This is a genomic window from Flagellimonas abyssi, from assembly GCF_019457905.1.
Taxonomy (GTDB): domain Bacteria; phylum Bacteroidota; class Bacteroidia; order Flavobacteriales; family Flavobacteriaceae; genus Flagellimonas; species Flagellimonas abyssi.
In genome coordinates this window covers 1-13,795 of record NZ_JAHZSV010000012.1, presented here as the reverse complement: position 1 = coordinate 13,795, position 13,795 = coordinate 1, and the positions used below count along the sequence as shown (strand labels likewise).

10 protein-coding genes and 2 tRNA genes are annotated in these 13,795 nt (G+C 42.2%); 5 read left to right on the top strand and 7 right to left on the bottom strand.

Going from position 1 to position 13,795, the window contains the following annotated elements:
* Positions 1-4 precede the first annotated feature (4 nt).
* Genes K1F36_RS09545 through sppA form a run of 3 tightly spaced genes read right to left on the bottom strand, consistent with a single transcriptional unit; the run spans position 5 to position 5,234 of the window.
* Positions 5-2,710, bottom strand: a complete 2,706-nt coding sequence (locus K1F36_RS09545; protein WP_220113615.1) for an AsmA-like C-terminal region-containing protein — start codon at positions 2,708-2,710, stop codon at positions 5-7.
* 35 nt (positions 2,711-2,745) lie between these two features.
* Positions 2,746-3,453: a queuosine precursor transporter gene (locus tag K1F36_RS09540; protein WP_220113614.1), complete on the bottom strand. Its 708-nt coding sequence runs from the start codon at positions 3,451-3,453 to the stop codon at positions 2,746-2,748.
* A gap of 20 nt (positions 3,454-3,473) precedes the next feature.
* Positions 3,474-5,234, bottom strand: a complete 1,761-nt coding sequence (gene sppA / locus K1F36_RS09535) for a signal peptide peptidase SppA (RefSeq protein WP_220113613.1) — start codon at positions 5,232-5,234, stop codon at positions 3,474-3,476.
* Positions 5,235-5,303: 69 nt separating this feature from the next.
* Between sppA and folK the strand changes: the two genes are divergently transcribed.
* Positions 5,304-6,446 carry a 2-amino-4-hydroxy-6-hydroxymethyldihydropteridine diphosphokinase gene (folK, locus tag K1F36_RS09530; protein ID WP_220113612.1) on the top strand — a complete coding sequence of 381 codons (1,143 nt, stop codon included), beginning with the start codon at positions 5,304-5,306 and terminating at the stop codon, positions 6,444-6,446.
* Positions 6,447-6,561: 115 nt separating this feature from the next.
* Here the strand turns inward: folK and K1F36_RS09525 are convergent, their stop codons facing one another.
* Positions 6,562-7,101, bottom strand: coding sequence for an RNA methyltransferase (locus K1F36_RS09525; protein ID WP_220113611.1), 540 nt, complete (start codon positions 7,099-7,101; stop codon positions 6,562-6,564).
* A 147-nt stretch (positions 7,102-7,248) separates the two neighbouring features.
* Here K1F36_RS09525 and mutS point away from each other — a divergent pair, with 147 nt between their 5' ends.
* The 4 genes from mutS (at position 7,249) to K1F36_RS09505 (ending at position 11,163) form a co-directional block, all read left to right on the top strand.
* Entirely contained in the window at positions 7,249-9,831 is a 2,583-nt protein-coding gene (mutS, locus tag K1F36_RS09520; RefSeq protein WP_220113743.1) for a DNA mismatch repair protein MutS, read from the top strand.
* A 75-nt stretch (positions 9,832-9,906) separates the two neighbouring features.
* Positions 9,907-9,979 (top strand) — tRNA-Gly (locus tag K1F36_RS09515).
* Between the two features lie 56 nt (positions 9,980-10,035).
* Positions 10,036-10,120, top strand: a tRNA-Leu gene (locus K1F36_RS09510).
* A gap of 140 nt (positions 10,121-10,260) precedes the next feature.
* Positions 10,261-11,163 (top strand): YihY/virulence factor BrkB family protein, encoded by a 903-nt coding sequence (locus K1F36_RS09505; RefSeq protein WP_220113610.1) that lies wholly within the window; start codon positions 10,261-10,263, stop codon positions 11,161-11,163.
* 8 nt (positions 11,164-11,171) lie between these two features.
* Here K1F36_RS09505 and K1F36_RS09500 read toward each other — a convergent pair whose 3' ends face one another.
* From K1F36_RS09500 to K1F36_RS09490, 3 genes are all read right to left on the bottom strand, one after another.
* Complete coding sequence (locus K1F36_RS09500) at positions 11,172-12,485, bottom strand: serine hydrolase domain-containing protein (RefSeq protein ID WP_220113609.1); 1,314 nt, start codon at positions 12,483-12,485, stop codon at positions 11,172-11,174.
* Positions 12,486-12,545: 60 nt separating this feature from the next.
* Positions 12,546-13,346, bottom strand: coding sequence for a helix-turn-helix transcriptional regulator (locus tag K1F36_RS09495; protein ID WP_220113608.1), 801 nt, complete (start codon positions 13,344-13,346; stop codon positions 12,546-12,548).
* Between the two features lie 159 nt (positions 13,347-13,505).
* A partial coding sequence (locus K1F36_RS09490; protein WP_220113607.1) for a gluconate 2-dehydrogenase subunit 3 family protein occupies positions 13,506-13,795 on the bottom strand: 290 nt, incomplete at its 5' end.

Genomic DNA, 13,795 nt, shown 5'->3' with positions numbered 1-13,795 from the left:
TTTTTTAATTCACAGTATCTTTTTTCTTCTTCTTGAGCAGTCCTCCCAAAATGGATTTGGCCGCTTCTTTCACCTCATCCTCTTTTTTGGGTTTCACACTATCGGTTGTAGCTGTATCCTTTTTTGTGCCCAATATATTACCAATGGCTTCCTTCACTCCATCAGATTTGGTAGTTGTAGTATCTGCCCCATCTTTTTTAAATGCATCGGACAACAAATCCTTGACCTTGTCCTTGCCTTGGTTCACCAGCTTTTGCTTTTGCATCTCCACCAATTTCGAGGTCAATGTCTTTACTCCCAAAGTAAGGTCTGTGCTTACCGAAGGATTTGTAAAGTTTCCGCCAATATTCGCTGTCACCGGAATCGTAACCTCCCCTACACTATCATCGTTCAATTGTGAGATCAGCTTAGTGACCTCTGTGCCCAAATATTTGGCAGGAACATTCAGGGTTGCCGAATAATTCAGTTGTTTATCAAAAGAGTGGCTTCCATCCACATTGATGGCAATATCCTTATAATTTAAGGTAAAAGGCTTCACTTTTACCGTACCATTTTCAAACGTCAACGCCGTTTTTAATCCATCCAAATTGATTTCCTTGGTATTTAAAAAACTGAGTTTGCTATCCAATGCAGAAACCAAGGGAGCCTTTTCTGTATTTACCGTTGGATTTAGAAGTTCTGCCAAAAGGTTACCCGAAATCGTGGCCAAGTTCGGCGTAAAATCGTCTTTTAGGTTGCCCGATATTTTAATATCGGAATTGAGCTTTCCTTGAATAGCGGTTGCAAGTGGTGTCAATACCTTGAAAAGTTCCAGCCCCGCAAACGATTCCCCAATATTGAAATTGTTCATTCCAAGATTTATATCAAAAGTGGAAGCTTCTTGCTTGGTGGATACCGAACCGTTCAAGCCCAATGTTCCTCCGAACAAATTGGATGTAAGGTTCTTCACGGTAGCGGTTTCATCCCTGATCACCAATGTTCCCTTAACGTTTTTAAGATTGAGGTTATCATAGACGACTGTATTGGCCGAAGCATCAATGGTACAATCCAAGAACGAAGGTATTTTGATGCGCTCCTCACCCGAAGTGGTAGAGCCAGTTTCTTCATTTGATTCCTTATTTTCAGATTCTTCGGTTTCCTCGACCATAAAATCGTTCAAGGCAAGTTGGTCGGAACTGAGGGTAAAATTGCCTTCGATGTTCTCATCATTGAACATGAATCCCAACAAATTGGTCAAGGTTCCCTTTGCATCAAAATCGGTACTTCCCGTTTTTCCTTGGAACGCATCCAAGGTCACCGTATTTGGGTTGAAGGTCACCGCTGCGGTATTGATCACAACGGGATTTTTGAGCTCTTCCGAGGCATATTCAAACCCTGACACCGATGCCTTTCCATTGGTCTTGGTATTCTGATATTGTTTTTTCTCCAAGGAAGCCATGTCAAAGGCCGTGGTCACATCAGCATTCAGGATACCTTTGAGATTGTAATTTTCCGGCATGGGATAAGCTTGGGAAATGTTGGCCAAATTTATCCTCCCGTCCATATGGGCATTTACTTTGGTATTGCCCATAAGCTCCCGTATTTTGGCGTTCAGGTTAAATTTATCCTCGTCAATAAGAAAAGATAGCCTGTTGATGTTCACATAAGTGTCTTCCGTGATACCGGTTTCGTTGTTGATTTCGGTATCGATATACACATTGCGCACCGATTTGGGCAAATCGGGATATTTGAAGGAAGCGTTTTCCGAGTTGATGGCAATTTTGAAGGTTGGAATGTGCTCCTCGTCCACTATTCCCTTAAACTCCCCGTTCACTTCAAAGTTTCCAGTGGTCTGTACATTTTCGATATTGGCCGCATAGGCCTCGGGAATCACCGCCAAAAAGTTCTTAAAATCCGAAGATGGGGTTTTAAAGGTAATATCCACTTCTTGATTGTCTTCGTTTACCTTCACAAAACCATCGAACACCAAGGGCAATTGGTTCACGAGCGCCTTGTTCTCCAAAAAGGTGTATTTGTTTTCCGTAAGGTCGATTCCGATCAAGGCATCCAAATTGATCTTGTTCCTGTTCAAGTATTGCGTGCTGTCCATTTCAAAGGATACCAGGGCATCCGTCAAAGTCTTTAACTCAGATTTTTCCAGGGAAAGATCGCCGGTACCAGAGTGGTTCATCTCGGAAATGTCCAATTTCATGCCGCTAGCCAAATCCTCGTAGGTAATATTTGAATTGGTAATGGCATAGGAATCCATATTCAACGTAAAGTTGCTGCTCGATTCTTCCGATGATGTGGAAGCGGGTTCGTTGGACTCCTTGGCTATATCATAGTTGGCATTGCCTTCCTCGTCCGCTTTGATGTGCAATTTGGCACCATCAATATTTAAGGTATTGATCACGATCGGCTCATCGGCAGACTTGAACAGTTCCTTGATGGACATGGATAGCTCAATTTCGGAAGACGCAAACAGCGTGTCGCCTTCAAAAGGGGCTTTGTTCACCAACGACAGATTGGTAAGTCCAACATTTGCATATGGAAAACTTTTGAGAAGGCTCAAATCGGCATCTTCAAAATCCAACGTAGCATTGATGCTGTTGTTGACTTTTGTTTTGATGATTTCTTCAATTTTACCTTGAAGAAATAATGGGACCGCAATAATAATCGCGAGTAGGATAAGTAGGGTTATTCCAGTAATTTTTAGGACTTTTTTCTTCATACTTCGGTGTTTTACAACAAATTAAAGGAGAAGCATCAATCCAAAGAAATTTCCTCTCCTATTTTTAAGTTAAATCTTTTTCGCATTAGATATACGAAAAAATAGAGCAAAGGGGTGTCGAGGAGGGCAATCATTATTTTAAAAATCACGCCACTGATCAGCAATCCATAAAATTTATCCCATGGCAAGACCCCAAAAATGCACAAGAGCCCGACCACGGTAAAGGTATCTATGAATTGAGAGGAAAATGTGGAAAAATTGTTCCTGAGCCAGAGCATTCTACCATTGGTCACTCTTTTCCAAAAATGATAGATGGTGATATCGATGTACTGCGCGCCCAAGTAGGCCAGCATGGATGCCAATACGCCCAATGGCGACAATCCGAATACGGTGGTAAAGGTTGCGTCATCCACAGGAGAACTAGGGATGGCATTGGAATAGTTGGCCAACAAAATAATGCCCATCGAAAAAAACGAAGCAAAAATACCTGCGGTAACTATTTGGTTTGCCTTCCTCTGCCCATAAATCTCAGAGACCAGATCGGTAATCAAAAAAGTGATGGGATAAGGGAGTATTCCAACCGAAAGTTCAAAAAGTGGCGCTCCAAATACCGTAACATCGCCAAAAGGACTCCAAGAGAAAAACTTTTGGAATATAAGGTTGGATACCACCAATGAGGTAATGAACAACGCCCCAAGGTACAGATATATGGAAAATGCTTGCTTTTTGTCCTTTTGCGTCATATATGGATCAACACGGCTGATTATTTAATGTTCAAACTGAAAGGCATCTTTGCCTGGACCCCTTCTTGTTTGGTGAACTGCTTGAACTCTTTTAAAATTTTGTAAGCTTCAGTGCCTATTTCCTCTTGAATGATGGATTCGCCAATTTTAGTCTTTACTGAGCCATAATCCTCCATAAATTGTTCAAAACCGGATTTGTAACGCGGGTATTTTTTAACACCATACTCTTCCAATCCCGCCATATCGGCTGCAGCTATTATAGCATCTTCCAAGTTGCCGAGCTCATCCACCAAACCAAGTGCATGTGCATCGACCCCGCTCCAGACCCTGCCCTGGGCAATTTCATTGACCCGTTCAACCGACATGTTACGGCCTTTGGATACGCGATCCAGAAATGTATCGTAAGTTTCTTCGATGCTTTCTTGCATTACATTGCGGAAAGTATCGGTCATCGGCTCAAAAAAGGAATAGTCCACCGAGTTTTTGTTGGTTCCGACCTGTTCTGCGTTCACCCCCATACTCTCTGCAAGTTCGTGCACGTTGGGAATTGTACCAAAAACTCCGATAGAACCTGTTATGGTAGTAGGTTCTGCAAAAATCATATCACCGCCCACTCCGATATAATAACCCCCTGATGCAGCTACATTTCCAAAGGAAACTACTAATGGCTTTTCTTTTTTTGCCAATTGCATTTCTCTCCAAATAATATCCGAGACCAGTGCACTTCCGCCCGGAGAGTCCACTCGAAGTACAATAGCTTTTACATTTTTGTTATCTATCGCCTTATGCAGCGCATCCACTATCAATTTTTCCCCGATGTAATTCTTTCCCCCTTCGCCAATCAAGATTTCCCCCTGTGCATAGATTACAGCAATATCATCGGAACCTTTATTGATTTTTTTAAGCTTAGCCTTTTGCATATAGTCCATAAGGCCTACATAGTTCAATTCTTCGTCTTCGGCCACTCCGATTTTTTCTTTGAGAAGGTCTTCGTATTGATCATAATGCAATGCTCCGTCCAACAAACCTGAAGCAACCGCATATTCGGGGGTTCTTCCACCAAGAGTGTCCGCAATAATATTTAGGTTTTGGGGAGTAATATTTCTTGATTCCGAAATATCATCCACAATAACACTCCAAATCGATGTGATCAATTCCTTTATCTGGGTACGGTTTTCATCGCTCATGGTATCGGAAAGAAAAGGCTCTACCGCACTTTTGTACTTTCCATGACGGATGACCTCCATTTTGATGCCGGTTTTCTCCTGAAGTCCCTTGTAAAAAAGCACTTCGGTAGCCAATCCCTTAAAGTCAAGAACACCAACGGGGTTAATGTAAACCTCATCGGCTGCGCTGGCAAGGTAATAATCGCGTTGAGCATACACATCGGAGTGTGCCATTACAAATTTTCCGCTCGATTTAAAATTGATAAGGGCCTTGCGTATTTCCCGGGTCTGGGATATTCCTGCCTGCAAAAACCCGGTGGTCAGGCTTATTCCTTCAATATTATCATCATTCTTGGCTACCGCTATGGAATGTAGAATCTCGTCCAAACCGAGTTCTTCCACCCATAGTGCTGCAAAAGGGTCGTTATCATCCTTACCCGTATAGTCCAAAACAGGAGCTACAAAACTGAGCTCCAGCACACTGTTCTTTTTTACCACTACACTATCATCCATACTCCCAACAAGGGCCATAAATATGAAGAACATCCCAACAATGATCATAAATGCCACCAAGCTCCCTAATATCGAGGCCAACAGGTTTCTTAAAAACTTCATTCAGTCAAATTTAATACGCATCAAATATAACCAATGTAGTATTGTTTTGTTTACTTTGTTTCTTCGATTATGGTCATAAAACAAAAGGTTTATCTATCATTGGGCAGTAATTTGGGAAATCGCTATGCGAACCTCCAAAAAGCTATTTTCCGTATTCAGCAGAAAGCGGGAAAAATCTTGGATATTTCCTCGGTCTATGAAAATCCGGCCATGGGATTTGAAGGGGACGATTTCCTAAATATCGCCCTTTCCCTATTAACCCCGTTAAATCCTAAGGAACTGCTTGAAGTTCTTTTGCAAATCGAGAAAGATTTCGGAAGAGTTAGGTCAGCATTGGGACATAGCTCCAGAACGTTGGACATTGACATTATATATTATGGTACGGAAGCCATAAACTCCGACGACCTAGTAGTCCCCCATCCTCAGATGCAGCACCGAAACTTTGTTTTAAAGCCCTTGAGCGATATTGCTCCGCAGTTTTACCATCCCGTGCTTTACAAGGATACGCGCAATCTTTTACAGGAGTGCAGGGACAAGAGCAGGCTTACAAAAACCAAGTATAAACTCTTTAAAGACAGGCCGGGATTGTTTTCCCAGTTGCAGCTTATTGCCATTGAAGGAAACATAGGAGCAGGGAAAACTACGCTCTCCAAAATGATCTCCGAGGATTTTAATGCCAAATTAGTATTGGAACGTTTTGCAGACAACCCCTTCCTACCCAAATTTTATGAAGATCAAGCACGCTATGCATTTCCTTTAGAAATGTCTTTTCTAGCGGACAGATACCAACAATTTATGGATGACACTTCGCAGTTTGACCTCTTCAAGAACTTCATGGTGAGCGATTACGACATCTTTAAATCTTTGATTTTTGCCAAGGTTACCTTGCAGAATGAGGAGTACAATCTATACCGAAAGGTCTTTAATTTTATGTACAGAGAGGTAAGAAAACCCGAAATCTATCTCTATCTGTATCAAAATACCGAACGGTTGCTTGCCAATATTAAAAAACGTGGGCGCGACTATGAACAGAATATAGACCCTGTTTATCTGGAAAAAATCAACCGCGGTTATTTGGATTTCATCAAGAGCAATCCCGGTCAAAATAGCATTATCTTGGATATGGGCGAGCTGGATTTTGTGAACAATCCAGAGGATTATGAATTCATTCTACAAAAGCTGGAAGACAACATACTTTTGTTAAACATTTAAGAGAATTTTTGGAAAATGTTTGGATATAACGAATGGTTTTATTTTATTAGCACCCTCTAAAAGAGAAACTAACTAACTCAGACTTTATATACGGCCCTGTTTTTCAGGGCCATTTTTATTTTTGAGCATTTTGTTTGCACCAAATATCCCAGACCACTACGCCCGCACTTACCGATATATTCAAGGAATGTTTGGTCCCAAACTGTGGAATCTCCAAAACCGTATCGCTCGCAGAAACCACATCTTGTGAAACTCCCTTCACCTCATTTCCAAATATCAATGCCACGGTTTTCTCTGAATCCACTTGATAGTCATTCAACATAACGGCATTTTCTGCCTGTTCCACCGACGCTACCTCTACTCCTTCAGCTTTTAATTCCTCAACCAATTCCAAAGTATCTTTTCGGTATTCCCAATCCACACTTTCGGTAGCTCCCAAAGCCGTTTTACGGATATCCTTATGCGGAGGAGTGGCCGTGATACCGCACAAATAGATTTTCTGAATCAGAAAAGCATCAGCAGTCCGGAATACAGATCCAATATTGTTCAAACTGCGGACATTGTCCAAAATGATGATGATAGGCGATTTTTCAGCTCCCTTAAAACTGTCCACATCCAATCGGTCTAGCTCGCTATTTTCAAGTTTTCGGTTCATTTTTTAAACATTGGGGTAAAAATATCAACAAAAATTTTTGATGGCCGGTGAAAACAATATATTCGTTTCCATCCCAATTTTGGGCAAAAGTAACAGAATTAAATCGCTTTGGCAGCCAATAAAAAGAACAAGAAAGTAACCCCGTTAATGCAACAGTACAATGCCATCAAGGTAAAACATCCTGATGCTTTGTTGCTGTTCCGCGTAGGGGACTTTTATGAGACCTTTGGAGAAGATGCGGTGAAGGCCGCCAAAATATTGGGTATTATCCTTACCCACAGGAACAATGGGGGCGATAAGACGGAGTTGGCCGGGTTTCCGCACCATTCGTTGAACACCTATTTGCCCAAATTGGTGAAGGCGGGGCAACGCGTGGCCATTTGCGACCAGTTGGAAGACCCTAAGCAGACCAAAAGCATTGTAAAACGAGGCGTAACCGAACTGGTAACCCCAGGCGTTGCCCTAAACGATGACATACTTTCCGCCAAGAGCAACAACTTTTTGTGTGCCGTACATTTTGGACGCAACAAATTGGGAGTGTCCTTTTTGGATATTTCCACAGGGGAATATTTGACCTCCGAAGGGTCAACAGAACAAGTGGACAAATTGCTCCAAAATTTTTCACCGAACGAAGTCCTGGTCTCCAAAAGCCACCGAAAGGATTTTGTGGAGCGCTTTGGCAATCAGTTCCACAGTTTCTTTTTAGAGGATTGGATTTTTCAGGAAGACTATGCCCAAGAGAGCATGAACCATCATTTTGGCACAAAAAACCTAAAGGGTTTTGGCATAGAACACCTCTCCCATGGCATCATTGCTTCGGGCGCCGTGCTGCACTACCTGTCGGAAACTCAGCATAGCCGATTGCAGCACATCAACAAAATACAGCGTATCGCCGAGGAGGAATATGTTTGGATGGACCGTTTCACCATCAGAAACCTGGAACTTTACCATTCCTCTCACCAAAATGCGGTAACCTTGTTGGATATTATCGACAAGACCATTTCACCCATGGGCGGACGTTTGCTGAAAAGATGGCTGGCACTTCCACTGAAAAATGTGGAAAAAATCCAACAAAGGCATCAGGTGGTATCCCATTTAAAAGATGAAGGGGAACAGCTGAACAAGATTCAGGGATACATCAAACAGATGGGCGACTTGGAACGATTGATTTCCAAATTGGCCACGGGCAAAATCAACCCCAAAGAAGTAGTTCAACTTAAAAATTCGTTGGAGGCCGTCGTACCCATCAAGCAATTGGCCCAAAACAGCACCAATGACTCCCTAAAAAATATCGGCGGGCGCCTAAACGATTGTGATGCACTCCGTTCCAAAATAAAAGAAGTCCTCAATGAGGAAGCTCCGGTGAACATTGCCAAAGGCAACACCATTGCAGAGGGCTATTCCGATGAACTGGATGAACTTCGAGGGCTGGCATTTTCCGGCAAGGATTATTTGGACAAAATGTTGGAACGAGAGACCAAAGAAACAGGCATAACCTCCTTAAAAATAGCTTCCAACAATGTGTTCGGTTACTACATTGAGGTCCGGAACACACACAAGGACAAGGTTCCCGAAAGCTGGATACGCAAGCAGACCTTGGTCAATGCCGAGCGATACATTACCGAGGAACTAAAAGAGTACGAATCCAAGATTTTGGGTGCCGAGGAACGCATTTTTCAATTGGAACAGCAACTTTTTGAACAGTTGCTCGTCTGGATGCAGGAATACATCAGCCCCGTACAGCTCAATGCACACTTGATTGCGCAATTGGACTGCCTTTGCGGATTTGCCCAACTGGCGAAAGAAAACAACTATGTGGAACCTGTAATCAACGATTCCACCAATATCGATATAAAGGAAGGAAGGCACCCGGTTATCGAAAAGCAGTTGCCGATTGGTGATGCCTATGTGACCAATGATGTGTTCTTGGACCGGGAAGAGCAACAAATCATTATGATTACCGGACCCAATATGAGCGGTAAGTCGGCCTTGTTGCGACAAACGGCGCTCATTGTTCTATTGGCACAGATGGGCAGTTTTGTACCTGCAACAGAAGCCAATTTGGGTGTTGTGGACAAAATATTCACACGGGTCGGGGCCAGTGACAACATTTCGATGGGCGAATCTACCTTTATGGTGGAAATGAACGAGACGGCCTCCATCCTCAACAACCTTTCGGAGCGCAGTCTCGTACTTTTGGACGAAATTGGACGCGGAACTAGTACGTATGATGGGATATCGATTGCCTGGGCCATTTCAGAATACCTTCACGAACACCCGGCCAAGGCAAAGACCTTGTTCGCTACGCACTACCACGAGCTCAACGACATGACCAATACGTTTTCGCGCATCAAAAACTTTAATGTTTCGATAAAGGAATTGGAGGACAATGTGCTTTTCTTGCGGAAATTGGTTCCCGGTGGAAGTGAACATAGTTTCGGAATCCATGTGGCAAAAATGGCCGGAATGCCGCAACAGGTGATTCAAAAAGCGAACAAAATCTTGAAAAAGCTTGAAAAATCCCACTCAAGTGAAGAGGTGAGCGACAAACTTCAGGCTTCCCAGAACGAAATGCAATTGAGTTTTTTCAATTTGGACGACCCTTTGCTCGAAGAGATCAAGGAGGAAATTTTGCATTTGGACATTGATACACTGACACCTGTGGAAGCTTTGATGAAATTAAACGAGATCAAGCGATTGTTGGGAAAAAAGAAAAAGGCATCTTCCTAAAAAAATTCTTTTATTTTAATAGAAATATTATAAATTTGCATCCGCGCTTGGAAAAAGTGCAGCGTTCTTTAAAATGCGAAAATAGCTCAGTTGGTAGAGCATCACCTTGCCAAGGTGGAGGTCGCGGGTTCGAATCCCGTTTTTCGCTCAACTTCGACTCCGCTCAGTCACCACGGGTGGAGTTTTTTTTTAGATACAAGTCCCGCTCGAGTGGTGGAATTGGTAGACACGCCGGACTTAAAATCCTGTGGGCATTTTGCCCGTGCGGGTTCAAGTCCCGCCTCGAGTACAGAAAAACCCTGTAAACACAATGTTTATAGGGTTTTTTGTTTCTATTCAGTCAACAATTATTGCTTTTCGAGCAATTCTTGGTTCCAAGAACGATTAAATTCATTCCTTAATAGCTTTTGTACCATCTAATTTTATCGTTTGAAAGAAGGATATACATACGCCAAGCGTTTTAAGTTGAAGGATTTCCCGCATCTCTTTGCGGACACTTTTAAAGCTTGGAGCAAAGCCAACCCATGGCGTCTGAGCGCAGTGGTCGCTTACTATGCCGTACTGTCCTTACCCGCCCTGTTGGTAATCATCATCAATGTGGTAGGTGCCATTTGGGGCGTGGACATCGTTGAAGGCAGATTGACCAAGGAGTTTGCCATTGCTTTGGGACCGAACGCGGCCGAGACGATTCAGGAAATTATTGAGGACACCCAAAACAAGGATAAAAATTTAATCTCCACAATTATTGGTATCTCGACCTTACTTTTTGGTGCCACTGGAGTATTTTACCAACTGAAAATATCCCTGAACGAGATATGGCGTATTTCTGGCTCTCCCGGATTCAACTTTTGGAAATTGGTTTCGGAGCGGGCCAAGAGTTTTGCCTTTATTCTGGTAATCGGATTTTTATTACTGATCAGTTTTATCTTAACCGCCGCCATTACGGCCCTTAACGATTATCTTAAAAGTTTCATTTCGGAAGCTGCTGTATACCTTGCATACTTGGTGGACATCATGTCATCTTTAGGTATAATCACCGTAATGTTCGCTCTTATGTTCAAATTCCTGCCCGATGCCAAGATCAAATGGCGAGCAGTTTGGTTCGGGGCCTTTATTACTGCCATTTTATTTGTGATAGGTAAATTTCTCTTGGGCCTTTATTTTGGAGAGGCCAACCCCGGCTCTACCTATGGCGCTGCTGGTGCCATTGTGTTGGTTCTATTATGGGTTTCTTATTCCTGCATGATTTTATTCTTTGGGGCTCAATTTACCTACACCTACGCCAAAAAATACAATATTCTTTTTGTGCCCTATAGTGAATTGAACAAGTAATTCCCTTTTTACTTCCTTTTACCTTCAACAATAATACCCTTCCAACCCATTAAGGCATCGTAGGTACCAGATTCGTTTAGAATGAACTCAAAGGACTCGGCCGACTTGGGATCTTCAAAAAATACCGTAAGGCTTTCTGCCTTCAACTCTCCTACTTTTTCATCTTCCTGTAAAACAATCAAATGGTCACCCTCAATTTTAATCTCCAAAACCAACCCGTCAAAATCGGCAAAAGTATAAGCTCCTGTGTACTCTTGGAGCACTTCTTCATCAACCTGAATGGCGACTCTGTTAATTTCTTTCGGGTAATCTACAGGTTCTGACTTCATCAATTTGACCATATCATCAATGGTATCAAAAAAGGGCATTCCATCATAATTAGCGAGCAATACAAAATCAAAATGGTTTTCTAAATCACTGTACACCTGAGCCCGGATACCTTTGGAACCACCATCTTTTGCAATAACTCCATATTTATCCATCAAAAATGAAGCGTATGGTTCCTGCTTGATGTGATCCATAAATTTTTTGAGGTCCTTGGCCGTTGAAAAAAGACGTGCGCTTCGGAATTCATCTTTCTGTATATTATCAACCGGTTCCAAAGCATCATCTTTAAACACATGATTCTGCGCCATCAGTTTCACTCGATTTTTTTCAACAAAAAAGTGAGCTCCGCTAGAATCCATTCCCAACGGTTCAAAAATTTCGTCGACCACACATTGAGAGAATGATTTTCCATATATTTTAGACACTATACAGTACAATATTTCATACCCAACATTGGAATATTGCACATCCGTCCCAGGTTGAAACAATAGTTTTTGTTCTTTGGACAATTCCAGTATTTCATCAGATGTCAGTAGGTATTCCTCACCCTCAAAACCAATCAATTCCCTGGGCAGACCAGACTTATGTTCCAAGAGCATTTTCAAGGTTATCTCGTTCCCTTTGGAAAAACCATCAAAATAAGTATCCAAGGTCTGATCAATGGAAAGCTTTCCTTCCAACTCCAATTGGGCAACCAAATAATAGGCCATCAATTTGGAAACGGAATGGATATCAAACTGATGATTTGTGGTCACATAGGCCATGTTATTGGGTTGCGCGCTCAAATTATACGCCTTATCCAGCAAAAGTGTATCATTCTTATATGCCAGCACTACTCCGTTGAACTTTCGTAATTCCGTTAACTTAGTGAAATAGGTATCCAGTGAATCACGGACATACGCTAACTTAGTTGAAACCGTTTTTTCCTTTTGGATTGAATTTTGACCACAGGCCACGAACACCATCATTCCAAAAATGAACAAAAAATACCTCATGTTTTCCTTTTATGCAAAGAACCTACAACCTACGGTAATTTAATTGTAAAAATGGAAACCCTATTGATGGCGCATTAAAAACTCTGGCAGATTATTGAAAAACTGTTGAGGTGCGACCCCACAAATCTTTTTAAAGTCATTGATGAAATGAGGTTGGTCAAAATAACCATAGTCATAGCTGAGCTCCGTGAGTGAAATATCCGGGTTTTTAGCCTTGAATTTGACCAAGTCCAATATTCGTACGGTAACGATGAATCTCTTAAGACTGTACATCACTTCTTTTTTAAAGGTTTTACCCAAGTATTGCCTGGAACGCTCAAATTGATGGCTTAACTCATTCACGGTAACTTTACCCTGTTTAGCATAGATATATTCACAAATGTCGCGAACCAACGCCATGGAGGGAGTTGGTTCCATCGTGTTCTGAGTCATGAATTCCTCTGCCAAAGAGAATTTTTCGGTCACTTCATTTGTTCTGAAAACTTGTTCATGAAGCGAAATCAAATTTGCATCGAGATGACTTATATCTACTACTCCGGAGTTTTTCAATGTTGAGAAGAAATAAGCGTTTGCCCATGGCTGTAATTTGATGGTGAAAAAAGTCAGTGAGTCAGCTGCCTCAATTCGGTATGGCGGCGCAACATCATGAATGGTAAAAATACTACTGTCAATAGAGGTACAATTATGATCAGGGCCGAAATGAAAAACACCTTTGGTTTCTTTGAAAAACACAAAATCATAACAGCAATCATCGATAACTGGAATGCGGCGATTTGCCTTTTCCTTGTTTATATGGATGTAGTAGCATTCCCTAAAAAATGAATCGAAAGGTTTTTGGGGACTATAGCTGACTACGTTCATTTATATTGATATTTAAAACATTTTAAGATAATAATTGCGTTGAACAATAATCGGACAAACACAAATCAATTCAAAAGAGGTTCTGATGATTCTATCCATTAAAAAGCCCACATCTTGAATGCGATGTGGGCTTTCCAAATTTCATGAAGCTATTTTTTTCTAGGTCAACAAATTACCCTGATCGTCCCATTCTGCGATGACCCCTCGTTGGCTCTGGTCCACACATTTGGCCAGCCATTCCTCGTCGTAGGCCACCCCGTGTTGGTCCAGGACGTCCTGGGGAACCCCGTCCCACACATTGGGCTGGTTCCCCTTGTAACCGATCTCCTCTATCCCGATCTTGCTCGTGTAGAAGCCCGTCATCGTCAGGTTCCTCACCAGGGAGAAGAAGTTCACCTCGAAGGGGCGCTCGTTGCCCGGCACCTCCGGGTCGTAGTACGCGATACCGT